The organism is Burkholderia sp. COPS (genome assembly GCF_019425585.1).
GTDB classification, from domain to species: domain Bacteria; phylum Pseudomonadota; class Gammaproteobacteria; order Burkholderiales; family Burkholderiaceae; genus Burkholderia; species Burkholderia cepacia.
The window spans coordinates 99861-123942 of record NZ_WIXR01000001.1; the positions used below are offsets into that span (position 1 = coordinate 99861).

General features: G+C 69.2%; 24 protein-coding genes. 7 read left to right on the forward strand and 17 right to left on the reverse strand.

What is annotated here, in order from left to right; translation table 11 throughout:
- Nucleotides 1–2: 2 nt before the first annotated feature.
- The 8 genes from FOZ70_RS00490 to FOZ70_RS00525 all read right to left on the reverse strand — a co-directional run bounded on the left by FOZ70_RS00490 (nucleotide 3) and on the right by FOZ70_RS00525 (nucleotide 6629).
- A complete protein-coding gene (locus FOZ70_RS00490; RefSeq protein ID WP_219704740.1) occupies nucleotides 3–860 on the reverse strand; it encodes a lysophospholipid acyltransferase family protein in 858 nt (285 codons plus the stop codon).
- A 19-nt stretch (nucleotides 861–879) separates the two neighbouring features.
- On the reverse strand, nucleotides 880–2169 hold the full coding sequence (locus FOZ70_RS00495) for a dihydroorotase (protein ID WP_059590372.1): 1290 nt from the start codon (nucleotides 2167–2169) through the stop codon (nucleotides 880–882).
- Between the two features lie 61 nt (nucleotides 2170–2230).
- Complete coding sequence (locus FOZ70_RS00500) at nucleotides 2231–3262, reverse strand: aspartate carbamoyltransferase catalytic subunit (protein WP_006476735.1); 1032 nt, start codon at nucleotides 3260–3262, stop codon at nucleotides 2231–2233.
- Between the two features lie 73 nt (nucleotides 3263–3335).
- Entirely contained in the window at nucleotides 3336–3848 is a 513-nt protein-coding gene (gene pyrR / locus FOZ70_RS00505; protein WP_048024273.1) for a bifunctional pyr operon transcriptional regulator/uracil phosphoribosyltransferase PyrR, read from the reverse strand.
- Nucleotides 3835–4284: a Holliday junction resolvase RuvX gene (gene ruvX / locus FOZ70_RS00510; protein ID WP_027788201.1), complete on the reverse strand. Its 450-nt coding sequence runs from the start codon at nucleotides 4282–4284 to the stop codon at nucleotides 3835–3837. Before ruvX ends, pyrR begins: the two co-directional genes overlap by 14 nt.
- A complete protein-coding gene (locus FOZ70_RS00515) occupies nucleotides 4281–4859 on the reverse strand; it encodes a YqgE/AlgH family protein (RefSeq protein WP_027788202.1) in 579 nt (192 codons plus the stop codon). The genes ruvX and FOZ70_RS00515 overlap by 4 nt, the downstream gene beginning before the upstream one ends.
- 194 nt (nucleotides 4860–5053) lie before the next feature.
- A complete protein-coding gene (locus FOZ70_RS00520; RefSeq protein ID WP_219704741.1) occupies nucleotides 5054–6355 on the reverse strand; it encodes a hypothetical protein in 1302 nt (433 codons plus the stop codon).
- A gap of 103 nt (nucleotides 6356–6458) precedes the next feature.
- Nucleotides 6459–6629: a rubredoxin gene (locus tag FOZ70_RS00525; protein ID WP_004186709.1), complete on the reverse strand. Its 171-nt coding sequence runs from the start codon at nucleotides 6627–6629 to the stop codon at nucleotides 6459–6461.
- A 254-nt stretch (nucleotides 6630–6883) separates the two neighbouring features.
- On the opposite strand from FOZ70_RS00525, the gene FOZ70_RS00530 reads away from it, so the two are divergent.
- The gene (locus FOZ70_RS00530) at nucleotides 6884–7750 is read left to right on the forward strand and encodes a hydroxymethylpyrimidine/phosphomethylpyrimidine kinase (RefSeq protein WP_027788204.1); all 867 of its coding nucleotides are present in this window, start codon (nucleotides 6884–6886) and stop codon (nucleotides 7748–7750) included.
- Between the two features lie 187 nt (nucleotides 7751–7937).
- Here FOZ70_RS00530 and groL read toward each other — a convergent pair whose 3' ends face one another.
- Together groL and groES are read right to left on the reverse strand one after the other, a co-directional pair.
- On the reverse strand, nucleotides 7938–9578 hold the full coding sequence (gene groL / locus FOZ70_RS00535) for a chaperonin GroEL (protein WP_021163332.1): 1641 nt from the start codon (nucleotides 9576–9578) through the stop codon (nucleotides 7938–7940).
- A 46-nt stretch (nucleotides 9579–9624) separates the two neighbouring features.
- Nucleotides 9625–9918, reverse strand: a complete 294-nt coding sequence (groES, locus tag FOZ70_RS00540; RefSeq protein ID WP_011351136.1) for a co-chaperone GroES — start codon at nucleotides 9916–9918, stop codon at nucleotides 9625–9627.
- A 680-nt stretch (nucleotides 9919–10598) separates the two neighbouring features.
- Between groES and FOZ70_RS00545 the strand changes: the two genes are divergently transcribed.
- From FOZ70_RS00545 to FOZ70_RS00570, 6 genes are all read left to right on the forward strand, one after another.
- Complete coding sequence (locus FOZ70_RS00545) at nucleotides 10599–12065, forward strand: carbohydrate porin (RefSeq protein WP_048024278.1); 1467 nt, start codon at nucleotides 10599–10601, stop codon at nucleotides 12063–12065.
- Between the two features lie 65 nt (nucleotides 12066–12130).
- Nucleotides 12131–13264, forward strand: a complete 1134-nt coding sequence (locus tag FOZ70_RS00550; protein ID WP_048024281.1) for a hypothetical protein — start codon at nucleotides 12131–12133, stop codon at nucleotides 13262–13264.
- Between the two features lie 11 nt (nucleotides 13265–13275).
- Nucleotides 13276–14571 carry an iron uptake transporter deferrochelatase/peroxidase subunit gene (gene efeB / locus FOZ70_RS00555; RefSeq protein WP_111998919.1) on the forward strand — a complete coding sequence of 432 codons (1296 nt, stop codon included), beginning with the start codon at nucleotides 13276–13278 and terminating at the stop codon, nucleotides 14569–14571.
- A 66-nt stretch (nucleotides 14572–14637) separates the two neighbouring features.
- A complete protein-coding gene (locus tag FOZ70_RS00560; RefSeq protein WP_048024285.1) occupies nucleotides 14638–15672 on the forward strand; it encodes an iron ABC transporter substrate-binding protein in 1035 nt (344 codons plus the stop codon).
- Nucleotides 15673–15674: 2 nt separating this feature from the next.
- Complete coding sequence (locus tag FOZ70_RS00565; protein ID WP_111998918.1) at nucleotides 15675–17273, forward strand: iron ABC transporter permease; 1599 nt, start codon at nucleotides 15675–15677, stop codon at nucleotides 17271–17273.
- Between the two features lie 28 nt (nucleotides 17274–17301).
- Nucleotides 17302–18351 carry an ABC transporter ATP-binding protein gene (locus tag FOZ70_RS00570; RefSeq protein ID WP_219704742.1) on the forward strand — a complete coding sequence of 350 codons (1050 nt, stop codon included), beginning with the start codon at nucleotides 17302–17304 and terminating at the stop codon, nucleotides 18349–18351.
- 97 nt (nucleotides 18352–18448) lie between these two features.
- On the opposite strand, the gene FOZ70_RS00575 is transcribed toward FOZ70_RS00570, so the two are convergent.
- The 7 genes from FOZ70_RS00575 to FOZ70_RS00605 all read right to left on the reverse strand — a co-directional run.
- Nucleotides 18449–18964, reverse strand: coding sequence for an SRPBCC family protein (locus FOZ70_RS00575; protein WP_059590392.1), 516 nt, complete (start codon nucleotides 18962–18964; stop codon nucleotides 18449–18451).
- Between the two features lie 44 nt (nucleotides 18965–19008).
- A complete protein-coding gene (locus FOZ70_RS00580) occupies nucleotides 19009–19641 on the reverse strand; it encodes a DUF1571 domain-containing protein (protein WP_027788221.1) in 633 nt (210 codons plus the stop codon).
- Nucleotides 19638–20057 (reverse strand): quinol oxidase, encoded by a 420-nt coding sequence (locus tag FOZ70_RS00585; protein ID WP_155714176.1) that lies wholly within the window; start codon nucleotides 20055–20057, stop codon nucleotides 19638–19640. Before FOZ70_RS00585 ends, FOZ70_RS00580 begins: the two co-directional genes overlap by 4 nt.
- Nucleotides 20058–20097: 40 nt before the next feature.
- The gene (locus tag FOZ70_RS00590; RefSeq protein ID WP_219704743.1) at nucleotides 20098–20883 is read right to left on the reverse strand and encodes an anti-sigma factor; all 786 of its coding nucleotides are present in this window, start codon (nucleotides 20881–20883) and stop codon (nucleotides 20098–20100) included.
- Nucleotides 20880–21395, reverse strand: a complete 516-nt coding sequence (locus FOZ70_RS00595; protein WP_021164148.1) for a sigma-70 family RNA polymerase sigma factor — start codon at nucleotides 21393–21395, stop codon at nucleotides 20880–20882. Before FOZ70_RS00595 ends, FOZ70_RS00590 begins: the two co-directional genes overlap by 4 nt.
- A gap of 27 nt (nucleotides 21396–21422) precedes the next feature.
- The gene (locus FOZ70_RS00600) at nucleotides 21423–21782 is read right to left on the reverse strand and encodes a hypothetical protein (RefSeq protein ID WP_021164149.1); all 360 of its coding nucleotides are present in this window, start codon (nucleotides 21780–21782) and stop codon (nucleotides 21423–21425) included.
- Nucleotides 21783–22069: 287 nt separating this feature from the next.
- Nucleotides 22070–24082, reverse strand: a 2013-nt coding sequence (locus FOZ70_RS00605) for a hypothetical protein (RefSeq protein WP_219704744.1), incomplete at its 5' end; no start/stop codon positions are given.

Below are 24082 nucleotides of genomic sequence, written 5' to 3' on the forward strand. Positions count from 1 at the left end.
CGTCAGCCCTCTCGCCCCGGCACGGGCGCGTCGGCCGCCTCGTTCCCCGCTTCGCCGCCACCGACCTCGGTCGCCGGATACGCATGCTTCGCCAGTTCCGCGAGCGACTCGGCCGACGGCTTGCCGACCTTCTCCTGCAGCGTCGCGAGCGCGGCCGCGATCGCATCGCGCGCCGCGGCGGACGTCGCCCGCCGGTCGCCGCCCGGCGCGATCGGCTCGCACACGTAAAGATGCGCGACGATCGGGCCGCCGCGCAGCACCATGTCGAGCGACTTGCCGAGCGCCAGCTCACCCGTGTAGGCCGGCGCGACCGACTGCCGCCGCTGCGCGTCCTCGTACATCAGGCAGATCGGCTGCACCGCGCAGCCCGCCGATACCGCGGCCTGGAACAGGTTCGCATGGAACGGCAGCAGTTCCTGCCCGTCCGTCGTCGTGCCTTCCGGAAACACGCACATCAGCCCGCCGTTGCGCAGGCGCTCGGCCATTTCGTGCATGACCCGCATCGCCTCGGTGCGCTTCTCGCGCTGCAGGAACACGGTGTCGAGCTTCTCGGCGAGCCAGCCGACGACCGGCCATTGCCGCACCTCGGCCTTCGACACGAACGGCGTCGGCCGCCACGCGTTGATCGTGTAGATGTCGAGCCAGGACACGTGGTTGCCGACCACGAGCGCGCTCGCATCGAGCCGCGCGCCGTCGTTATGGACGACGAGGCGCATCCCGCAGATCCGCAGCAGCTTGAGCGACCAGCGGCGCGTCATCTCGGCACGCCGCGCGGGCGTGACGTGCGAAAAACGCAGCGCGACGATCGCCATGCCGCGCAACAGGTGAAAGACGAGACGCAGCTTGCGATGGGCAATCATGGCGAAGGTTCGGCGTGGTTCAGGGGCGCTCGAACGCGATCTGTCCGGCGACGAGCGTCGTGCGCACGCAGGCGGGCAGTTCGTAGCCGAGGAACGGCGAGTTGTGGCCCTGGCTCTTCAGCGCACGCGGCTCGACGCGCCAGTGTGCGCGCGGGTCGAACACGCACAGGTCGGCCGCGCCGCCTTCGGCGAGGCGGCCGGCCGGCAGCTGCAGCACGTCGGCCGGCGCCGACGTGATGCGGCGCAGCGCCTGCGCGAGCGGCGTACGCGTCTCGTCCGCCCACTTCAGCGTCAGCGACAGCAGCAGCTCGAGCCCCGTCGCGCCCGGCGTCGCTTCGCCGAACGGCAGCAGCTTCTCGTCGTCGTCGACCGGCGTGTGGTCGGAGCAGATCGCGTCGATCGTCCCGTCGGCGAGCGCCACGCGAATCGCTTCGCGATCGCGCTCGCTGCGCAGCGGCGGGTCGAGCCGGAACTGCGAATCGAAGTAGCCGATGTCGACATCGATCAGGTGCACGTGATTCACGCCGACGTCGCACGTCACGGGCAGCCCCTCGGCCTTCGCCGCGCGCACGAGTGCAAGGCCGGCCGCCGACGACAGCCGCGCGAGGTGCACGCGTGCGCCCGTCACGCGCATCAATTCGAAGATCGTGTGCAGCGCGATCGTCTCGGCCGCGACCGGCACGCCGGACAGCCCGAGCCGCGACGCAAGGGCGCCGCTCGCGGCAACGCCGCCACGGCCGATGAATGCGTCCTGCGGGCGCAGCCACGTGGTGTAGCCGTAGGTGCTCGCGTACTGCAGCGCACGCAGCAGCACCTGCGTGTCGCGCACCGGCACGTTGGCATGCGTGAAGCCGACGCAGCCGGACTCGGTCAGCGCGACCATCTCGGTGATCACTTCACCCTTGAGGCCGACCGTCAGCGCGCCGAGCGGATGCACGTTCGCCTGGTGGAGGTTGCGTGCGCGGAACTTGAGCATCTCGACGAGGCCCGGCTCGTCGAGCACGGGGTCGGTATCCGGCGGGCAAACGAGGGTCGTGACGCCGCCCGCGACGGCCGCGGCCATCTCGGACGCGAGCGTCGCCTTGTGCTCGTAGCCCGGCTCGCGCAGCCGCGCGCACAGGTCGACGAGGCCGGGCGCGACGATCAGGCCCGATGCGTCGATGGTCTTCCCGGCGTTGAAACCGGCCGGCGCGGCGGTGCCAGCGTCGGCAATCGCGGCGATCTTGCCGTCCGCGACGAAAACGTCGGCCTGCCGTTCGGTGCCGGCGACCGGGTCGATCAGCGTGCCGCCTTTGATATGAATCTTCATGCGCTGTCTGTGAATGCGTTGAATGCGTTGAGTGCCTGGATCAGGATGCGCGAAAGCGGGCTCAGTCGCTGTTGCCGGCGACGATGCCCATCACCGCCATCCGCACGGCGATGCCGAACGTGACCTGGTTGAGGATCACCGACTGCGGGCCGTCGGCGACCTGCGAGTCGATCTCGACGCCGCGGTTCATCGGGCCGGGGTGCATCACGATCGCGTCGGGCGCGGCGAGCGCGAGGCGCTCGGGCGTCAGGCCCCAGGTCTTGAAGTACTCCTGCGCCGACGGCAGCAGCGCGCCGCTCATCCGCTCGTTCTGCAGGCGCAGCATGATGATCACGTCGACGCCCTTCAACCCTTCGTCGAGGTTGTGGAACACCTTCACGCCCATCTGCTCGAGGCCGCCCGGCAGCAGCGTGCGCGGGCCGATCGCGCGCACTTCCGGCACGCCGAGCGTGGTGAGCGCGTGGATGTCGGAGCGCGCGACGCGCGAATGCAGGATGTCGCCGACGATCGCCACGCGCAGCTTCGTGAAGTCGCGCTTGTAGTGACGGATCGTGTACATGTCGAGCAGGCCCTGCGTCGGGTGCGCATGACGGCCGTCGCCTGCGTTGATCACGTGCACGTGCGGTGCGCAGTGTTCGGCGATCAGGTACGGCGCGCCGCTCGACGCGTGACGCACGACGAACAGGTCGGCATGCATCGCCGACAGGTTGTTGATCGTGTCGAGCAGTGATTCGCCCTTGCTCGTCGACGACGCATTGATGTTCAGGTTCAGCACGTCGGCCGACAGGCGCGTCGCGGCGATCTCGAAGGTCGTGCGGGTACGCGTCGAGTTCTCGAAGAACAGGTTGAACACGGACTTGCCGCGCAGCAGCGGCACCTTCTTCACTTCACGGTCCGTCACGCTGACGAACTGCTCGGCCGTATCGAGGATGTGATTGACGATCGAGCGCGGCAGGCCCTCGATCGACAGCAGGTGCTTCAGCTCGCCGTTTTTCGTGAGCTGCGGATTGCCCTTCAGGAAGCCGTAGCGGAACCGGTCGGGGCTCGCGGCCGCAGCGGGATTGCCGGTGCGGCCAGTGGTGTCGGTGGTCATGGTGTGCGTGATTCCAACTATGCAAACGGGCCGCGGTGCAAACCAGCGGCCCGGGATACGGTTCGCGTGCCGCTCAGGCGCCGTGCGCCTCGACGCGCAGCGTGAACTGCGCGTCGTCGCGCGCGAGCACGAGCGTCGCGCCGGCCGGCACGTCCAGCGTGCCGCCCGCGAAGCGCGCGGCGACCGGCAGCTCGCGGCCGCCGCGATCGGCGAGCACTGCAAGCTCGACCGCGGCCGGACGGCCGTAGTCGAACAGCTCGTTGAGCGCCGCGCGCACGGTGCGCCCGGTATACAACACGTCGTCGACGAGCACGATGCGTGCGCCGTCGACTTCGAACGGCAGCGACGTCGGGCTGGCCTGGCTGTGCAGCCCCTTTTTCGCGTAATCGTCGCGGTGCAGCGCGACGTTCACGACGCCGAACGCCGGCGCGCCGAGATCGCGCGCGAGGCGCTCGGCGAGCCATGCGCCGCCGCTGTGAATGCCGGCGAGCCGCGGGCCGCCCGGTTCGGCGAACGCCGTGCCGTACGCGGCGCGGATCTGGTCGAGCAGGACGCGGTAAAGCGCCTCGGCGTCAATGGTGCTCATGGTCGGACAATTGATCGAGATACTGTTGAAGGATGACGCGCGCGGCCTCGGCATCGAGCATCTCGGCCCGGGCACGGCCGCGCACGTTGCGCTCGCGCAGCCCGGCCTCGGCCTCGACCGACGAATAACGCTCGTCGACCCAGGTGACGGGCAGCCCGAAGCGGCCGTTCAGCTGGTTGCCGAAGCGCTTCGCCTGCTGCGTCATGTCGTGCGGCGTGCCGTCCGGATGCATCGGCAGGCCGACGACGAGCGCGTCCGGCCGCCATTCGGCCAGCAGGTCGCCGACCGCCTTGAAGCGGTGTTCGCGGTTCAGGTTCTGGATCACGACGAGCGCACGGGCCGAGCGCGTCAGCGCATTGCCGATCGCGACCCCGATACGTTTTTCGCCGTAGTCGAACGCGAGCAGCGTCGCATCGCGCGCGCTCGCGCCACTCATGCGTGCCCTGCTTCGCCGGACAGCATCGACGAACTGACGCCGAGCAGGCCGAGCGCGGCTTCGAAGCGCTCTTCGGCCGGCGTGTCGAACACGATGCGCGGATCGGCGGCCACGGTCAGCCAGCCGTTGCGGGAAATTTCTTCCTCGAGCTGCCCGGCCCCCCAGCCCGCATGGCCGAGCGTCAGCAGGAAGCGTTTCGGGCCGTTGCCCGTCGCGACCGCCTCGAGCACGTCCTTCGACGTGGTCATCTCCAGCCCGCCCTCGACGGACATCGACGAGTTGTAGCTCGCGCCCTCCACCGGCTCGTGCAGCACGAAACCGCGCTCGGTCTGGACCGGGCCGCCGAAATACACCGGGATGTGCAGCAGCGGCTCGATGTCGAGCTTCAGGTCGATGCGGTTGAACAGCGATTCGAGGTCGATGTCGGTAGGACGATTGATGACGAGGCCGAGCGCACCGCGCTCGCTGTGATCGCAAAGATAGACCACCGTTCCTGAAAACGTCGGATCCGCCATGTTCGGCATGGCGATCAGGAACTGGTTGGTGAGATTGATGCGATCGGAAGGCTTTGACATGGTTTGAATTTTAGCAAAGACGCCGCGGCCTGACCGGGCCGCGATCAACAAGCAACGCCGCGCCGCGCTGGCAACGGCGCGCGCGGATCACACGGCACTCTAACACGCGCGCGGGCGCTGTCGGCAGCGTGTTGCAGGCCCGCGCGGCAAGGGCCGCCGCCGCGTGTTCGCCCCCCTGCTCGTCCCCTTGTTCGTCAGGCCCGTCCGAGCGCCGCGCCGAGCGCGCCGGACGCCGCGGTGAGGTCCGGCGGCGCCACGCCGGCGGCGATCTTCAGCAGCGCCGCGCGCAGCATGTCGGACGCGTGGCCGTGCGCATCGAGGCCGCCGTCGGCGAGCGGCACGCCGTGCGCCGCACGCCGCCACGCCAGGCCCAGCGTGTCGGCGAGGAGCGCCGCATGGCCGAGCCCGAGCGCGCATGCGGCCGTACCGACCCGGTAGGCCGCGCCGGACGCGTGCCATGCGGCCCCCGCGTCGGCCGCGGCCGGATCGGCGGCGAGGTCGGCCATCGACGCATCGGCCGTCTGCAGGAAATCCTCATAGGCGTGCGCATTGACCGTCACGACGCCGAGCGCGCGGGTCGGCGCGGCGGCAACCGCATCGTGCTCGGCCCGGGCGGCATCGGCCTCCCACAGCGCCTCCGATGCGGGCGTGCCGGCGACGTGCCAGTCGACCGTCAGCCCGTAGTCGTGCAGCACGTCGACGAGTGCGACATCCTCGGCTGCGGCGCCGAACAGCGCGAAATCGCGCCACAGCAGCGCCACCGTCTCGCGCACGAGTTCCGGCGGCGCACTGCGCCGGCCCTGCGCGTGCTCGCCGAGCAGCAGGTTCGTCCGCGCGAGAAAGCGCTTCAGCTCCGGCGCGCCGCTGGCGCGCAGCGCGCGCACGCACGCGGCCGCGAGCCGCCAGAAATCGTAGGGATCGTCGCCCGCGAGCGCCGCCAGCATCGCGTCGAGTTCGGCGAGTGCCGCATCGGGCGCGCCGTGTTCCGCGCGCAGCACGCCAAGCAGCGCCTGTTCGTAGCGGGCACGAATCCGGGTCGCAAACGCATCGGGCAACGCGCGCAGCGTGGCCGGCGGCACCGCGCGGCCGACGAGCGCGAGCGCGTCGAGCGGCGCGCTCGCGCGCAGGTCGGCGGCGCTTTGCGCGCGCAACGCACGGAAATGCTCGAAGAGAACGGGCGAGCACGCGAGCTCGCGCAGGTTGTGACGGCCAACGGCCGCGCGGAAATCGCGCAGGGCGACCCGCCAGCCGGCCGAAGTCGGCTCGACGGCGACGAGCGGCACGGCGGCCGACAACTGCCCCGCGAATCGCGCGGCCGGCAGCCAGCCGGCTTCCGCCAGCACGGCCGCCGCGGCGGACAGCGGCGCGGCCGCGTCGTCGCGACGCTCGAATGCGTCGGCAGCCGCCGCAAGCCACGCGTCGGCCGCGCGCACGGCCCCGCCGCGCGGGTTGGGCAATGCGTCAGGGTGGGGAACGTTCGCCGGTTCGGGCCTCATGCACACGCGCGCCTGTCATCGTCAAGTCGCTCGCGCAGGCCTCGGCGCGCGAGCGCCGGGCCGATGCGAGGCCTGAGCGGTGTGCCGTGGGCCGAGGGTCCGGTCAGATCTGGACCATCTCGAAGTCTTCCTTGCGGGCGCCGCATTCAGGACACGTCCAGTTGATCGGGACGTCTTCCCAGCGCGTGCCCGGGGCAATGCCCTCTTCGGGCAGCCCGGCTTCTTCGTCATAAATCCAGCCACAAATCAGGCACATCCAGCTCTTGTATTCCATCTTAAGCCGCGTCGGGAAAGTCGGTAAATTCGGGAGCCATGATGGTACCGTGTCGGGGCCGGACTGCCTAGCAATCGCGCTCGAGTAAGGCGACTACGTTGCGCTGCGCTAAAAAATCCGTCGTGCGGGCCGGATTCCGCCGCATAATGGCTGAAAAGTGCGGCCTGCCGGGCAACACAGGGCCGAAAACGCCCATTTCGCCTCGCCGTCCGCATGTCCGTCGCTTTCCCGTTTTTCTCTTGCCCCATTTTTACATGTCCAGCAACGCCCCTCCGATCGTCCTCACCTTCGGCCTGTCCGATCCCACCGGCGGCTCCGGCCTCCAAGCCGATCTGATGACCCTGGCGAGCATGGGCTGTCACGGCGTGTCCGTCCTGACGGGCTACACGGTGCGCGACTCGGCCGCCTGCGACGAAGTCACCGGTCTCGATCCCGACGTGGTCGCCGCCCAGGCGCGCATGCTGCTCGAAGACATGCCGGTTGCCGCGTTCAAGATCGGCGCGGCGACGCGTGCGGAAGTCGTGAGCGCGATCGCCGAGGTCGTCGCCGACTACGACGGCGTGCCGCTCGTGCTCGCGCCGGACTTCACGCTCGACGACGAACACGTGCTCGCCGCCGACGACCTGCGCGAATCGATCGCCGATCTTCTGGCGCCGCAAACCACGCTGCTGGTTGCCGACTACGCGACGCTGATCGCGCTCGCGCAGCCGGACGGCGACGCCGAGGCGCCGAATCTCGACGCGGCCGTGTCGCACCTGCTGTCGCAGGGCTGCGAGTACATCCTGTCGTCCGAGACCGGCTCGCATCGGCTCGTCAACACGCTGTACGGCGAAGAAGGCCAGCTGCGCGAGGACATGTGGGATCGTTCGCCGCATCGGCTGATGGGCATCACCGACACGCTGGGCGCGGCCATCGCGGCACTGCTCGCGAACGGCCAGGAGCCGCCCGAAGCGGTTCGTGAGGCGCAGGAATACCTATACCAGGCCGTGCGTGACGCGTTCCGGCCCGGCATGGGCGCGTATTTGCCCGACCGGTTCTTCTGGGCGCGCAGCAATGAAGACGCCGATACCCCGCCGGCGGTCAAGGTCGACCCGGTGCCGAGGACGTCGCACCGGCATTGAGCCTGACACGGCGGGCACGTCCCGCCGTCGCGGCGAACCGGCGGCGCCATCCTTGCCGCACCCGGCCGTCCCGCGCCTGCCGCCGATTCGACGGCGCCAATAAAAAAAGACCCGCATCGCTGCGGGTCTTTTCTTTTGGCTGGAACGCGCATCGCTGCGCGCTCCGGACACCATCGACCGAAGTCGATTACATGTCCATGCCCATGCCGCCCATGCCGCCCGGCATGCCGCCCGGCATCGGTGCGTCTTCCTTCGGCAGTTCGGCAACGGCTGCGTCCGTCGTCAGCAGCAGGCCTGCAACCGAAGCTGCGTTCTGCAGTGCGGTACGCGTGACCTTGGTCGGGTCGACGACGCCGGCTTCGACCATGTCGACGTACTCGCCCGTTGCTGCGTTGTAGCCGTAGTTGCCCGTACCTGCAGCAACTGCCGCCACCACGACGCTGGCTTCTTCGCCGCCGTTCGTGACGATCTGGCGCAGCGGCTCTTCCATTGCGCGCAGCACGATCTTGATGCCGGCGTTCTGGTCGGCGTTCGCGCCGGTCAGGCCTGCGATCGCGGTGCGAGCGCGGATCAGCGCAACGCCGCCACCTGCCACGATGCCTTCTTCCACAGCTGCGCGCGTTGCGTGCAGTGCGTCTTCGACACGTGCCTTCTTTTCCTTCATTTCGACTTCGGTCGCTGCGCCGACCTTGATCACTGCAACACCGCCGGCCAGCTTGGCCACGCGCTCTTGCAGCTTTTCACGGTCGTAGTCCGACGTCGCTTCTTCGATTTGCGCGCGCACTTGCTTCACGCGTGCTTCGATGTTCACGGCTTCGCCTGCGCCGTCGATGATCGTCGTGTTTTCCTTGCCCACTTCGATGCGCTTCGCCTGGCCCAGTTCTGCCAGCGTTGCCTTCTCGAGCGTCAGGCCGGTTTCTTCGGCGATCACTTGGCCGCCCGTCAGGATCGCGATGTCTTCCAGCATCGCCTTGCGACGATCGCCGAAGCCAGGCGCCTTGACCGCAACGGTCTTCAGGATGCCGCGGATGTTGTTCACGACCAGCGTTGCGAGCGCTTCGCCTTCGATGTCTTCAGCGATGATCAGCAGCGGACGGCCAGCCTTCGCGACTTGCTCGAGCACCGGCAGCAGATCACGGATGTTCGACACCTTCTTGTCGTGCAGCAGCACGAACGGGTTGTCGAGGACGGCGACTTGCTTTTCCGGGTTGTTGATGAAGTACGGCGACAGGTAGCCGCGGTCGAACTGCATGCCTTCGACGACGTCGAGTTCGTCGGCCAGCGACTTGCCGTCTTCGACGGTGATGACGCCTTCCTTGCCGACCTTGTCCATCGCTTCAGCGATGCGATCGCCGATCGACGTGTCGCTGTTCGCCGAGATCGAGCCGACCTGTGCGATTTCCTTGTTCGTCGTGCACGGCTTGCTGATCTTCTTCAGCTCGTCGACAGCCGCTGCGACTGCCTTGTCGATGCCGCGCTTCAGGTCCATCGGGTTCATGCCCGATGCGACGTACTTCATGCCTTCGCGAACGATCGATTGCGCGAGGACGGTTGCCGTCGTCGTGCCGTCGCCTGCGTTGTCGCTGGTCTTGGAAGCCACTTCCTTGACCATTTGCGCGCCCATGTTCTGGAGCTTGTCCTTCAGCTCGATTTCCTTCGCGACCGACACACCGTCCTTGGTGACCGTCGGGCCGCCGAAGCTGCGCTCGAGCACCACGTTGCGGCCCTTCGGACCCAGCGTGACCTTGACTGCGTTGGCGAGAATGTTCACGCCTTCGACCATCTTCGAACGGGCGGAATCGCCGAATACGACGTCTTTAGCTGCCATCTTCTAACTCCTTGAATTCTTGGGAATATGTACCGTCGGTGGACGCTTACTTGGCGTTGACCACGGCCATGATGTCTTCTTCGCGCATGACCAGCAGTTCGTTGCCGTCGACCTTCACGGTCTGGCCTGCATACTTGCCGAACAGGACGCGATCGCCGACCTTCACGTCGAGCGCGATCGGGGCGCCCTTGTCGTCACGCTTGCCCGGGCCGACGGCCAGGACTTCGCCCTGGTCCGGCTTTTCAGCAGCGGCGTCGGGGATCACGATGCCCGAGGCGGTCTTGGTTTCCTGATCCAGGCGCTTGACGATCACGCGATCGTGCAAAGGACGAAGGTTCATATTCACTCCTCTCTTGACTGAGATTGAAGAACGCTTAGCGAATCTGCCCGGCTTATCGCCCGGCAGAGAATTGTTAGCACTCTCGTGCAGCGAGTGCTAATTATATGGACGGGTTTTGACAAATTCAAGAAGGGAAACCGGACGAATTTTCAGGGCGGAGACGCAGCGCAGAAAGCGCGCGGAAACGGCAAAAAATCCTTTCACAACAGCCCCTTACATTCACTTCCCGGCCAACCTGGCAGGCCCGCGCGGCCCAGAAATCTCATCCAGCCCCGTTTGGACACCGGGAAAGCACGGAGTTCCTGCGATCGACGTCATCACACAAAAACTTCCGTAACGGCACCACATCTGTCCGCTGACACACCCCCTCCGGCACCAGCCCAATACCTCGCGCGCCCCACCCGCGCAGATCCATCGACTCACATCGAATCATTCATTTTCATTACGCCGATATTTACGGTTTACCTCTGCACTAAACACGCCAAACGCCCTGTCCGTAAGCCCCTGGATTACATTCGGTAATTTAATGCGAATCATTCTCGTTTACATTGACTTTCCCATTTGACACTCCTACGATGCGCCGCGTTGCGCTTCGCTTCTTGCCCTGGCCAATCGAAGCCGAGCGTCTGGACAGCGATCGACAAGCAGGACTCCAAACCAATTAGAAGCAGGAATTTGATATGAAGTTTGCGTCGTTCCAGGGAGACAGCGTCCGTGCCCGGATGCGCCCCGCCGCCTGCGCGGCCATCCTTGCATGCGCGTCGTTCGCGAGCGGCGCCGCTTTCGCCGACGTACCCGTCGACGCACAACCCGAAGCACCCGAGGCCGACCTGGCGATCCAGGCGAAGCCGACCAACATGTGGACCGGCATCTGGACGCGCCAGAGCCTGCTCGGCGACATGGGCGGCATCCGCCCGTGGCTCGGCAAGTACGGCGCGACGCTGCAGATCACCGAAACCAGCGAATACCTCGCGAACCTGCGCGGCGGCCTGAACCGCGGCGGCGCCTACGACGGATTGACGACGGCCACGTTGACGGTCGACACGCAGAAGGCGATCGGCCTGGCCGGCGGCACGTTCAACGTCAGCGCGCTGCAGATCCACGGCACCAACCTGAGCGCGCGGAACCTCGGCACGCTCAACACCGCGAGCGGCATCGAGGCGCAGGGCACGACGCGCCTGTGGGAGCTGTGGTACCAGCAGTCGTTCCTCGACAAGCGCGTCGACGTGAAGATCGGCCAGCAGAGCCTGGACCAGGAATTCATGGTCAGCACGTATGCGAACACGTTCGTCAACACGATGTTCGGCTGGCCCGCGCTGCCGTCGTACGACCTGCCCAACGGCGGCCCCGCGTATCCGCTCGCGGGCCTCGGCGTGCGTGTGCGCGCGCAGATCACGCCGAAGCTCACCGCGCTCGCGGGCGTGTTCGACGGCGACCCGCTCGGCAACAACCCGAACAACCTCAGCGGCACCAACTTCAACCTGCACAACGGCACGCTCTATATCGGCGAGCTGCAGTACGCGCTGAACCAGCCGTCCGACGGCGAAATGGACACCGGCCGCTCGAACGGGCTGCCGGGCACCTACAAGATCGGCGTCTGGTATCACAACGGCCGCTTCGCGGACCAGAACGTGGGCACCGACGGGCTGTCGCTCTCCGATCCCGCGTCGAACGGCAACGCGCAGCAGCACCATGGCGACTACAGCTTCTACGCGGTGGCCGACCAGATGATCTGGCGCCCCGACCCGACCGGCCCGCGCAGCCTCGGCGTGTTCGCGCGCGTGATGGGTGCGCCGGGCGACCGCAACCTGGTGAGCTTCTCGGCCAATGCGGGGATCGTGCTGAAGGCGCCGTTCGAAGGCCGCGACAACGACAGCGTCGGCCTCGGCGTCACGTACATCCAGGTCGGCAACCACGTGACCGACCTCGACCAGGCCGCGCGGACGTTCGCGACCGGCCCGTACGGCGTGCGCACCCGCGAGACGACGCTCGAGGCGACCTACCAGTACCAGGTGAACCCGTGGTGGATCGTCCAGGCCGACGCGCAGTACACGTTCAACGCGGGCGCCGGCCAGAACCCGAGCGACGCGACGCAGCCGCTGCGCAACACGTTCGTGCTCGGCGCGCGTACGACGATCACGTTCTGAGCGACGCGCCCACGCTACCCGTTTTTCGCGCGCCGCCCGGACGGCGCGCCCTCCAGGAGATTCACATGATTCAATCCGCCCCGCTTCGCCGCTTCGCGACGGGCGCATTGGCCGCCGCCGCCCTGACGGCCGCCGCCGGCGCACTCGCCGAGCCGCAAGGTTTCCTCGAGACGCTGCATCGCCACACCACGCTCGTCAACACGGTGCCCGACAACGGCGACCAGAACCCGTACGCGATCGCGGTCGCGCCAGTGTCGGCAGGCACGATCCAGGCGGGCGACGTGCTCGTCGACAACTTCAACAACTCGGCGAACCTGCAAGGTACCGGCAGCACGATCGTCGACTACCGCCCGTCGACGAAGCAGCTGAGCCTGTTCGCATCGATCCCGCGCGACCTGAAGGCGTGCCCGGGCGGCATCGGCCTGTCGACGGCGATGACGATGCTCAAATCCGGCTGGGTGATCGTCGGCAGCACGCCGAGCAACGACGGCACGACGAACACCAAGGGTGCCGGCTGCCTGATCGTGCTCGATCCGCAGGGCAAGATCGCATCGACGTGGTCGACCCCGAACATCAACGACCCGTGGGGCAACATGGCCGTGGTCGACCGCGGCGACAGCGCGACGCTGTTCGTCAGCATGGCCGGCTTCGGCGTCGGCCGCGCGGACGGCAACCCGCCGGTCTACAAGCAGGCGACTGTACTGCGCCTCGATCTCGACGTGCCGGCGGGCAAGCCGCCCGTGATCAAGCAGGAAACGGTCGTCGCGAGCGGCCTTGGCGCGCAGGCCGACAAGGGCGTGTTCCTGGTCGGCCCGACCGGCCTCGCGTTGTCCGGCGACCAGAAGAAGCTGTACGTGTCGGACGCGATCGGCAACCGGATCGTCGAGATCGACGACCCGCTCACGCGCGACACCAGCGCGGGCGTCGGCCGCCAGGTCACCGCCGACGGCTTCCTGCGCCGCCCGCTCGCGCTCGCGACCGCACCGAACGGCCACCTGCTCGCGACCAACGCGCAGAACGGCCAGGTCGTCGAGATCGACCCGGTCGCCGGCAAGCAGCTCTACGCGCGCTGGATCAACACCGACAAGGCACAGTCGCCCCCCGGCAACGGCAACCTGTTCGGCATCGCGATGACGCCCGAGGGCGACGGCTTCTACTACGTCGCGGACGACGTCAACACGCTGTTGCTCGCGAAGTAACGGAACGAACCATGGCAGACGATCACAACCAGCCGCCCCGCCCCGCACGGCGCGGCTTCCTGAAGGCGGGCGGCGCCGCGGTGGCCGCCGGCCTCGCGGCGGCGTCGATACCGGCCGCGAAGGCGGCGGATGCCGCCGCCGCACCGGCCTCCGCGCACGACGGCGTCGAGCCGTTCTACGGCCAGCACCAGAGCGGCATCACGACGCCGCAGCAGCGCCACGCGTATTTCGCGGCGCTCGACCTGACGACGGCGCAGCGCGCGGACATCATCGCACTGCTGAAGACCTGGACCGACGCCGCCGCGCGGATGACGCGCGGCGACACCGCGCAACCGCTCGCCGCGACGGGCGGCGACGAAGTCGCGCCGGCCGACGGGGGCGACGCGCTTGGCCTCGGTCCCGCACGCCTGACCATCACGTTCGGCTTCGGGCCCGGCCTGTTCGCGCTCGCGGGCAAGGACCGCTACGGCCTCGCGAAGCATCGCCCCGCCGCGCTCGTCGACCTGCCGCGTTTCAACGGCGACCAGTTGCTGCCCGAGAAAACCGGCGGCGACCTGTTCATCCAGGCATGCGCGGACGACGCGCAGGTCGCATTCCACGCCGTGCGCCAGCTCGTGCGGCTCGGCGCGAACGCAACGCAGATGCGCTGGGGCCAGGCCGGCTTCACGTCGGGCAAGCCCGGCGAGACGCCGCGCAACCTGATGGGCTTCAAGGACGGCACGATGAATCCGCCGATGTCCGATCCGGCCGCGATGAACGAATTCGTGTGGGCCGGCAGCGAAGGCCCGGCATGGATGAACGGCGGCACCTACACGGTCGTGCGCCGGATCCGCATCACGCTCGAACACTGGGACAACACGGAGCTCGGCTTCCAGGAACAGGTGGTCGGCCGCCATAAGTACAGCGGCGCGCCGCTCGGCCAGAAGCACGAGTTCGAGGCGCTCGACCTCGACGCGGCCGACAAGGACGGCAACCCGGTGATCCCCGACAACTCGCACGCGCGCCTCGCATCGCCGCAGGTCAACAACGGCGCGCAGATCCTGCGCCGCGCGTACTCGTACAACGACAGCACGAGCTTCTACATCGAGCGCTGGCCGCCGTGGCGCCAGCAGACCGAGTACGACGCGGGGCTGATGTTCGTCGCGCACCAGCGCGACCCGCGCAAGGGCTTCATTCCGATCAACGAGAAGCTCTCGAAGCTGGACATCATGAACCAGTTCACCACGCACGTCGGCAGCGCGATCTTCGCGTGCCCGCCGGGCGCGCAACCCGGTTCGTACATCGGCGCCGCACTGTTGGAGGCATGACGTCGCGCCACGCCAGCCAACGCACACCTTTTCCGGCCCGGCCGGATGCAACCTGCTGAAAACGACATGATCACTTCACCCGTTAGCCGCCCGCTGCGGCACCTGATTTCCGCGGCGGCCGCCGCGCTGATGCTGACCGGCGCGCTGCACGCCACCCGCACGCATGCCGCGACGCTCACGCTGTACAACGCGCAGCACGAGCAAGTCGTGAACCAGCTCGTCAAGGACTTCGAAGCACAGAGCGGCATCACCGTGAAGGTGCGCTCGGGCGAGGGCCCCGCGCTCGCCGCGCAGATCGTCGCGGAAGGCGACCGCACGCCGGCCGACGTGTACTTCACCGAAAACTCGCCGGAGCTCGTGCTGCTCGATCGCAAGGGCCTGTTCGCGAAGACCGACGGCGCCACGCTGCAGTCGGTGCCCGCGCGCTTCAACCCGGCCGACGGCAACTGGGTCGGCGTGCTCGCGCGCGAGAACGTGCTCGTCTACAACACCGCGAAAATCCAGCCGCAGCAGTTGCCCGCGTCGCTGCTCGATCTCGCGAAGCCCGAATGGAAGGGCAAGGTCGGCGTCGCGCCGAGCGACGCGGACTTCCTGCCGCTCGTGAGCGCGGTGCTCGCGCTGCATGGCGAGGCCGCGACGCTGCAATGGCTGAAGGGCCTGAAGGCCAACGCGCAGATCTTCGACGACGACGAAGGCGTGACTGCGGCCGTCAACCGCGGCGGCGTGCTGACCGGCATCGTCAACAACTACTACTGGGACCGCCTGCACGCGGAACTCGGCGACAAGTCGACGCGCAGCGCGATCCACCACTTCGGCCACGGCGACGTCGGCGGTGCCGTCAACGTGTCCGGCGCCGCGGTGCTGAAAGCATCGAAGCACCAGCCGGAAGCGCAGAAGTTCGTCGCGTATCTCGTCAGTGAGCGTGCGCAGAAGCTGATGGCGGGCGGCCATGTCAGCTTCGAGTATCCGCTGCACCCGGGCGTCGCCCCCGATCCGATCCTGAAACCGTTCAACGAACTGAGCCCGCCGGCGCTGACGTTCGAACAGCTCGGCGACGACAGCCAGGCCGGCAAGCTGCTGCGTCAGGCCGGCCTCCTCTGAGCATGAGCGACGCCGTGTCCCGCACGGCGCGCACCGCGCGCGACGACGAGCGCATCGCGACACGGCGGCGCCCGTCGCGCGCGCTCGTCGCCGCGGCCGCGTGCGGGCCGCTCGCGATCCTGTTGCCGCTCGGCTTCACGCTGTACCGCGCGGCCACCTTCGGCGTCGACGATGCGATCGAGCTGCTGTGGCGCCCGCTCGTCGGCGAGTTGCTCGTCAACACGCTGTCGATCACGCTCGCCGCGACCCTCGCGTGCACGCTGCTCGGCACGGTGCTCGCGTGGTTCATCGAGCGCACCGACCTGCCGGCCCGGCCGCTGTGGACCGCGCTGGCGGCCGCGCCGCTCGCGGTGCCGCCGTTCATCACGAGTTATGCGTGGGTGTCGCTGAGCCTCGACCTGCAGGATTTCCTCGGCGCGCTGATCGTGCTGACCTCCGCGTACTTCCCGCTCGTCTACCTGCCGGTGGCCGCCGCGCTGCGTGAACTCGACCCCGCGCTGGAGGAAAGCGCGCGCACGCTCGGCTGCTCGCCGTGGCATACCTTCTTCCGCGTCGTGCTGCCGCAGCTGCGCCCCGCGCTGTGCGGCGGGATGCTGCTCGTCGCGCTCGGCGTGCTGTCCGAGTTCGGCGCATTCCAGTTGCTGCGCTTTCGCACGTTCACGACCGAGATCTATGCGGAATACCGCACCGCGTTCGACGGCGGCGGCGCGTCGTTGCTCGGCTGCGTGCTGATCGCGCTGTGCCTGCTGTGCCTCGCGATCGAGGCTCGCGCACGCGGCCATGCGCGCTACGGTCATACGCACCGCGCCGCACGCCGCGTCGCGATGCGTTATCCGCTCGGCAACCTGCGCGGCCCCGTCACCGTCGCGTTCGCCGCGCTCGCAGCCGCGACGCTCGGCGTGCCGCTCGCGATGATCGGCTACTGGCTCACGCAACAGGGTGCTGCCGCCGTCACGCCCGCCGACGTGTCGCCCGAGCTGCTGTGGCAGGCCACGCTCGCGTCGTCCGGCTACGGCCTCGCGGCGGCGGCCGTCACGACGCTGCTCGCGCTGCCGCTCGCGTTCCTGCTGGTCCGTTATCCGGGCCGCGTCGCCACCCTCCTCGAGCGCACGGCGATGACCGTGCAGGGCGTGCCGGGCATCGTCGTCGCGCTGGCGATCGTGTCGATCACGGTGCGGCTGCTGCAGCCGCTCTACCAGAGCGTACCGGCGCTCGTCGCCGCGTACGCGATCCTGTTCCTGCCGCTCGCGGTCGTCAGCGTGCGCGCCGCGCTGTCGCACGTGCAGGTCCGGCTCGAGGAAACCGCGCGCTCGCTCGGCCTCGGCTGGCGCGCGACGCTCACGCGCGTCGTGCTGCCGCTCGCGGCACCCGGCCTCGGCGCGGCCGCGACGATGGTGTTCATCTCGGTCGTGACGGAACTCAACGCGACGCTGCTGCTGTCGCCCATCGGCACCCGCACGCTCGCGACGCAGGTGTGGAGCGATACGGCGACGCTCGCGTTCGCCGCCGCGGCGCCCTATGCGGCGCTGCTCGTCGCGCTGTCGCTCGGCGCATCGGGACTGCTGTTCCTGCTGCTCGGCCGCGCGTCGGTGCGCGATTGAGCGCCGCCCTCTTTCCCCGAAACCGCCCATGAGCGAACTACGCATCCACGGCCTGTCCAAATCGTTCGGATCGCATACCGTCCTGCACGACATCGATCTCACGGTGCGGCGCGGTTCGCGCCTCGCGCTGCTCGGCCCGTCCGGCAGCGGCAAGACCACCCTGCTGCGCGTGCTGTGCGGCTTCGAGCGCGCCGAGCGCGGCACCGTCGAAATCGACGGGCGCCGCGTGGCCGCGCCTGACGTGCACCTGCCGCCCGAGGCACGCCGGATCGGCTACGTGCCGCAGGAAGGCGCGCTGTTTCCGCATCTGTCGGTGGCCGACAACATCGCGTTCGGGCTGCCGCGCGCGGCGCGGCGGCGCCATCATCGCGTCGACGCACTGCTCGAGATGGTCGGGCTGCCCGCATCGTATGCGAGCCGCGCGCCGCAGCAACTGTCGGGCGGCCAGCAGCAGCGCGTCGCGCTCGCCCGCGCGCTCGCGCCGGAGCCGTCGCTCGTGATCCTCGACGAACCGTTCTCCGCGCTCGACACGTCGCTGCGCCACGAAACGCGCAGCGCGGTCGCGGATGCGCTCGCCGCGGCGGGTGCGACATCGATGCTCGTCACGCACGACCAGCCCGAGGCGATGACGCTCGGCGACGAAGTGGCGGTGATGTGGCACGGCCGCCTCGTACAAACCGCCGCGCCGCAGACGCTGTACCGGCAGCCGGTCACGCGCGACGTCGCGTCGTTCGTCGGGCAAGCCGTGCTGCTCGCCGGCCGCGTGCGCAGCATGCGCATCGCCTGCGCGCTCGGCGAACTGCCGCTCGTCGCGCCGCTGCCCGACGGGCCGGCCGACGCGATGCTGCGTCCCGAGCAGATCGGCATCGTGCCGGTCACGCAGGCCGACGCCGCGCGCGGCCACATGGCGCGCGTCGAAGCCGCGCAGTTCGCGGGCCAGGATGCCGACGTGGTCGTGCGCCTCGATGCCGATCCCGACGTGCTCGTGCGCGCTCGCATGCCGGGACACCGGTGTCCGGCCGTGGGCGAACGTGTCGCCCTGGTGGTGGATGGCGCGGTGATGGCGTACGCGCGCTGAGCGGCGCGGCGGTTGGCGGTTGGCGGTTGGCGGTTGGCGGTTGGCGGTTGGCGGTTGGCGTTTGGCGTTTGGCGCTTTTACACGCGTTCACGCACGTTCAGGCATCGGCGCAACCCGCATCCGGCAACGGCCGGAAAATCCGGCCGTCCGTCTCGACGGCCGCGCCCAGCAGCCGCGCGAGCCCCTTCGCGCCTTCGCGCATCACGACGTCGTGATTCCATCGGAACAGCGGCCGACCCAGCGGCTCCAGCCAGTTCATCCAGCGCACGTGCGTGCGGATGTGCCAGTCGTAGCGCACGATGGTGCGCGCGCCGTCGGCGGCGAACGACCAGCATCCGTCGCCCTCGATCGCGCCGCTTGCGCGGCCTTCGAGCGCATGACGCGGCTCGACGCGTCGCACGCGCATGTCGAAGGTGAGCCGGTACGGCAGCGCGCCCTTCCACGTGTACCGGTGCAGCGCGCCGACGCCGCGCACGTCGCCCGGTTCGATCTCGACGGTACGCACGGCGCCCTTCCACCAGTCGGGCCAGCGGTCGACCTGGTAGATCGCGTCCCACACCGCCGCGAGCGGCGCGTCCACGCGCCAGGTCGTCGAGAACCGGTATTCCGCCATGCGGCCTCCGGCATGCCCGTCAGGGGCATGAGTCAGTGCACCGTTCAGGGCGCGAAGAAACGTTCGGGAAACGCGACGTCGATCTCGACGTCGTCGAGCGTCACGGTCTCCAGCGGCACGTCGCCATCGTCCGCGAAGCTGACGACCTTCAGCGGAAAACCGTCCTCGGTATCCAGCCAGAGCCGGTAGCGATGCACGCCGTCGACCGCGTGCGCGGGCGCGCCCGTGACCGACACGCGCAGCGCGGTCCGGCCGCCGACGGCCTCCTCGCCTTCGGTCACCGTCGAGCCGCCCTCCTGCAGCGCATGAACGTTGCGCAACAGTTCGCCGACGTCGGACCGGTCGACCCGGTGGCCGCTGCGGTCGCGCACGAGCGGATTGGACGGCGACAGCGTCAGCGCGGGCGGCGCATGCGCGCCGAACGGGCGCAGCCGCACCTTGCCGTCGCCTGGATCGTACGCGAGCACCGCGCCGTGATGCGGCGACACGAAATCCATCCGGACGAAGCCCGGTTTCAGGTACGCGTAGCGGAATTCCGTGTGTTCGCCGCTACGCGCGGACGAGCGGATCGTCGCGCGGTACGAGCGGACGTGGTCGAAATGCGCCTGCGCGACGGTCACGGGATCGGCGGTCATGCTCGCTCCTATCAGGCTCGCGGCCAGCAACGCGGCGATCACGGCGCCGCCTCGACATCGAGCACGCCTTCCATCCCGCGCTCGCGATGGCTGCTGAAAAACAGCAGCCGATGCGTGCAATAGTAGGCGAACCGGCCCGGCTGCGCAGGCGTGAAGCGAAACGTCTTCGGCATCGTGCCGAGTTCCGTGTGCACCGCGATGCCGGCCTGTGGCGCATCGATTTCGAAGCTGTGCGGCACCAGGCCGGGCTCGGCCGACACGGTCAGCTCGACCGGCACGTTCGCCCTCACGATCACGTGGTTCGGCCGGAAGAAATAACTGCCGCCGACGATCGCGACCCGCTGCACGCCGTCGGCGTCGACGGGCACGCGCATGGGCGCGTCACCCTCCGCCCGGGCAAGCGGCGTGCCCGCGGCGAGTGCCGCCAGCAACGGGATCAGCACGAGCCCCTTCGTCATCGTCATCTTCATCGCTTGCTCCGTACCGGCGCCGCGCGCGTCACCCCTTCCACGCGTCGGTCTGGCCGCCGAGCTCACCGCACGCTTCGATCGCGAGTTCGCGCAGGCGCCGTTCATCGCCCCGGCCGGACAATGCGTAGCCCATCCCGCGATCCGACCAGAAATACGTGTAGCGGTCGCCGGCCGACATCGCCCGCGGTGCGACGCGCCGTGCGTCATAGGCCGTCATGTAAAGCGTCACGCGCTCGCCGTCCGCGCGCTGGTACATGAGTTGCGCGGCCGGCCCCGCGTCGCCCGGGAGCAGCCGGCCGCCGAGCAGCGCGTAGCCGTATTCGTCGAGCGACGGCGCGCGCACGGGCCGCCCGAGACGCGCGGACAGCCACCCGGCGAGACGTTCCGGGTCGCCCGCTCCGACTTCGACCGGATGTTCGCGATCGGCGACGTACGTCGCGTATGCGACATCCGCGCGCGCGGCGAACGCCGGTTCGCCGTCGAGCGCGACCCAGCCCGCGTGCAGCGCGATGCCGATCAGCAGCCCGGCCGCGAGCCCCGCGAGCGCATTGGCGATCCCGCGTCGACGCGGCGCGCGGCGCTGCACGAACAGCGCGGGCGCGGCACCCGGCAGCGGAAACAGCGCCTGCAGTGCGTCGCGCTGCGCCCGGTAATGCGCGAATCGTTCGGCCTCCTCCGGATCAGCCTGCACCCGCTCGAGCATCTCGTTTCGCTCGCGCCCGGACAGCTCGCCGTCCAGCAACGCGGACAGCAGTTGCGCCGACGCATCGTCGTCCCGTTCGTCGTTCGAAGGTTTGCGCGGTTCGTCCATCATGTCTTCCCGATCACCCGTAACGCGGCCGTGCCGTGCGCCGACGGCTCGTCCGACAGCATCGCGCGCATCTGCCCGCGCGCCCGTGCGAGGCGCGACATCACCGTTCCCACCGGGACACCGAGCACCTGGGCGGCATCGCGATAACTCAACTCCTCGAGCGCGACCAGCAGCAACACCTCGCGCTGTTCGACCGGTAGCCGGTACAGCGCGCGCTGCACGTCGCGCAGCACCAGCCCGCCGATCTCGCCGGCCGGCGCGGCCATCGTCTGCCACGGCGCCGTCGCATCGTCGACCGCGATCTCGTGCCGCGCGCGCAACTGGTCGATGAAGCGGTGCCGCAGCAGCGTCAGCAGCCACGCGCGCAGGTTGCCGCCATCGCGCGGCGGGCGGTTCAGTGCACGCTCGAGCGTGTCCTGCACGAGATCGTCCGCCCAGGCGCGGTCGCCCGTCAGCGCACGCGCATAGCGCGTGAGATGCGGCAGCCACACCAGCAAATCCGATTCATAGCTCATCAGGATGCCTCGCGCACCGCCACGCGGTCACGGGCGCGCAACGTGCCACATGCCGCCGATCCCGTCGCCGCCCGCGTCGCCGGGCTTGCGATCCTGCTTCCAGCGATACAGCGGGCGCCCGCGATACGCCCATTGCTTGCGGCCGTCGTCGCGCGCGACGAGACTCAGCGCACCCGCGGCCTTGTCGTACGCGTCGGCGAGCGCGGGCGGCCAGTTGGCCGCGCACGCGCTGTCGCACGCGCTCTTGCCGGGCGCGTCACGATCGAACACGTAGAGCGTCATGTGATCTTCGTCGACCAGTTTGCCGTCGCCGGCACGGGGCGGTTCCGCGGCGGCCGGCCGCACGATAGCCGCCGTCAGCGCGGCGGCAACGAGTATCCGTTTCATGTTCTTTCTCCTTGGCACGACATCGCGACACGGCGGCACCGGCAGGGACGATCGGCTTCGTCACGACGATTATCCCGCCGGCCGGCGCTGCCGGGATTCGGTATGTAAACGGACGAAGGAGGCCGAATATTCCGCGTCGGCCGCGGCCGTTCATGCCGCGACCATTCATGCGACAAAAGAAAGCGCGCCCCAAAAAGGACAACGCGGCATGACATCCCTGTCATGCCGCGTTGCGCGACCCGTTGCGCACGGCGGCCGATCTCGCGCCGCCGAGCGTGTCCGGCCGTTTACTTCGGCAGTGCGCCCGTCAGCGACTGGAGCAGCGACGACACCGGTGCGAGCGGGTTGCCCGGCGCGCTGTTGCCCGAATGCGGCGTGACCGACAGGCCCGGCGCGGAGCCGAGCGCCGTGCCCACCGTCGTGCCGACCGCGTTGACGACAGTCGCCGTCGCGTTGCCGCCTGTCGTCAGCAGCGAGCCAACCGCACCCGCCGTGCCGCCGGCTGCGTTCGCGCCCGAGCCGAGCAGGCTGCCGCCCGCCGCTGCCGTCGAACCGGCCGCGCCCGACAGCGCGCCGGCCGCCTGCCCGAGGGCCACCGGACCGTTCGCGAGTGCGCCCGTCACCGAACCGAGCGCACCGGTCAGTGCGCCGGCCGCGTTGCTGCCGCCCGTCAGGCCGCTCACGAGGTTCGTGATCGGTGCGGTCGGGTTGTTGCCCGCCGCGCCCGACAACGTGCCGACGACCTGGTTCACGACGCCTTGCACCGGCGCCAGCGGGTTCGACCCGCCGAGGTTGCCGAGCGTACCGACCACCTGGTTCACGACGCCCTGCACCGGCGCCAGCGGGTTCGTGCCGCCGAGGTTGCCCAGTGCGCCCACGACGGAGCCGACCGCGTTACCCAGTGCGTTCGTGGCCGTGCCGACCGCATTGCTGTTGCCCAGCGTGCCGACGACCTGGTTCACGACACCCTGCACCGGCGCCAGCGGATTCGAGCCGCCGAGGTTGCCAAGGCTGCCGAGTGCGCCCGTCACCGAGCCGAGCGCACCGGTCAGCGCGCCAGCCGCGTTGCCGCCCGTCGGCAGTGCGTTCTGCAGGCCGTTGACGAGGTTCGTGATCGGCGCGATCGGGCTGCCGCCACCGGCGCCGGACAGCGTGCCGACGACCTGGTTCACGGCGCCTTGCACCGGCGCCAGCGGATCCGAGCCGCCGAGCGTGCCCGCGAGCTGCGTGACGACACCTTGCACCGGCGCCAGCGGGCTGCCCGCGCCGCCGACGTTGCCGAGCGTGCCCGTGATCGTGTTGACCGCGTTGCTCAGCGTGCCGGCCGGGTTGCCGCTGCCGAGCGTACCGGTGACCTGGTCGACGACGTTCTGGATCGGGGCCAGCGGGTTCGCGCCGCCACCGATGCCGCCCAGTGCGCCCGTGACCGTGCCGAGTGCGCCGGTCAGCGCGCCTGCCGGGTTGCCGCTGCCGAGCGCACCCGTGACCTGGTTCACGACACCTTGGACCGGGGCCAGCGGGTTCGAGCCGCCGCCGATGCCGCCCAGTGCGCCCGTGACCGTGCCGAGTGCGCCGGTCAGTGCGCCTGCGGGGTTGCCGCCGCCGAGCGCGCCCGTTGCGGTACCGAGTGCGTTGCTTAGCGTCCCGGTCGCCGTGTTCAGTGCGCCGGTCAGCGCACCCGCGGGATTGCCGCCGCCGATAGCGCCCAATGCGCCGAGCGCCCCCGTCACGTTGCCGATTGCACCGGTTACCGTGCCGGCCGGATTGCCAGCACCGAGCTCACCCGCCACGGTACCGAGCGCACCCCTCAATGCGCTAGCCGGGTTGCCGTTATTGAGCGCAGTCGTGACTTGATTGACGACGCCTTGAACCGCCCCCAGCGGGTACGACCCGCCGCCGATACCGCCCAGTGCGCCCGTCACCGTGCCGAGTGCGCCGGTCAGCGCACCAGCCGGGTTGCCTCCACCGAGCGCACCCGTCACTTGATTGACGACGCCTTGAACCGGCGCCAGCGGATTCGCGCCACCACCGACGTTGCCCAGTGCGCCGGTCACCGTACCGAGTGCCCCCGTCAACGCACCTGCCGGATTGCCGCCACCGAGTGCGCCCGTGACTTGATTCACCACGCCCTGCACCGGCGCCAGCGGATTCGCGCCACCACCGACATTGCCCAGCGCACCGGTCACCGTACCGAGTGCCCCCGTCAACGCACCGGCCGGGTTGCCACCGCCGAGTGCGCCCGTTACTTGATTCACCACGCCCTGCACCGGCGCCAGCGGATTCGCGCCGCCACCGACATT

Bases quoted from the DNA above. Each gene is read 5' to 3' on its own strand.
- FOZ70_RS00490 (WP_219704740.1), bottom strand. From the start codon at position 860: ATGATTGCCCATCGCAAGCTGCGTCTCGTCTTTCACCTGTTGCGCGGC.
- FOZ70_RS00495 (WP_059590372.1), bottom strand. From the start codon at position 2,169: ATGAAGATTCATATCAAAGGCGGCACGCTGATCGACCCGGTCGCCGGC.
- FOZ70_RS00500 (WP_006476735.1), bottom strand. From the start codon at position 3,262: ATGACCACCGACACCACTGGCCGCACCGGCAATCCCGCTGCGGCCGCG.
- pyrR (WP_048024273.1), bottom strand. From the start codon at position 3,848: ATGAGCACCATTGACGCCGAGGCGCTTTACCGCGTCCTGCTCGACCAG.
- ruvX (WP_027788201.1), bottom strand. From the start codon at position 4,284: ATGAGTGGCGCGAGCGCGCGCGATGCGACGCTGCTCGCGTTCGACTAC.
- FOZ70_RS00515 (WP_027788202.1), bottom strand. From the start codon at position 4,859: ATGTCAAAGCCTTCCGATCGCATCAATCTCACCAACCAGTTCCTGATC.
- FOZ70_RS00520 (WP_219704741.1), bottom strand. From the start codon at position 6,355: ATGAGGCCCGAACCGGCGAACGTTCCCCACCCTGACGCATTGCCCAAC.
- FOZ70_RS00525 (WP_004186709.1), bottom strand. From the start codon at position 6,629: ATGGAATACAAGAGCTGGATGTGCCTGATTTGTGGCTGGATTTATGAC.
- FOZ70_RS00530 (WP_027788204.1), top strand. From the start codon at position 6,884: ATGTCCAGCAACGCCCCTCCGATCGTCCTCACCTTCGGCCTGTCCGAT.
- groL (WP_021163332.1), bottom strand. From the start codon at position 9,578: ATGGCAGCTAAAGACGTCGTATTCGGCGATTCCGCCCGTTCGAAGATG.
- groES (WP_011351136.1), bottom strand. From the start codon at position 9,918: ATGAACCTTCGTCCTTTGCACGATCGCGTGATCGTCAAGCGCCTGGAT.
- FOZ70_RS00545 (WP_048024278.1), top strand. From the start codon at position 10,599: ATGAAGTTTGCGTCGTTCCAGGGAGACAGCGTCCGTGCCCGGATGCGC.
- FOZ70_RS00550 (WP_048024281.1), top strand. From the start codon at position 12,131: ATGATTCAATCCGCCCCGCTTCGCCGCTTCGCGACGGGCGCATTGGCC.
- efeB (WP_111998919.1), top strand. From the start codon at position 13,276: ATGGCAGACGATCACAACCAGCCGCCCCGCCCCGCACGGCGCGGCTTC.
- FOZ70_RS00560 (WP_048024285.1), top strand. From the start codon at position 14,638: ATGATCACTTCACCCGTTAGCCGCCCGCTGCGGCACCTGATTTCCGCG.
- FOZ70_RS00565 (WP_111998918.1), top strand. From the start codon at position 15,675: ATGAGCGACGCCGTGTCCCGCACGGCGCGCACCGCGCGCGACGACGAG.
- FOZ70_RS00570 (WP_219704742.1), top strand. From the start codon at position 17,302: ATGAGCGAACTACGCATCCACGGCCTGTCCAAATCGTTCGGATCGCAT.
- FOZ70_RS00575 (WP_059590392.1), bottom strand. From the start codon at position 18,964: ATGGCGGAATACCGGTTCTCGACGACCTGGCGCGTGGACGCGCCGCTC.
- FOZ70_RS00585 (WP_155714176.1), bottom strand. From the start codon at position 20,057: ATGACGAAGGGGCTCGTGCTGATCCCGTTGCTGGCGGCACTCGCCGCG.
- FOZ70_RS00590 (WP_219704743.1), bottom strand. From the start codon at position 20,883: ATGATGGACGAACCGCGCAAACCTTCGAACGACGAACGGGACGACGAT.
- FOZ70_RS00595 (WP_021164148.1), bottom strand. From the start codon at position 21,395: ATGAGCTATGAATCGGATTTGCTGGTGTGGCTGCCGCATCTCACGCGC.
- FOZ70_RS00600 (WP_021164149.1), bottom strand. From the start codon at position 21,782: ATGAAACGGATACTCGTTGCCGCCGCGCTGACGGCGGCTATCGTGCGG.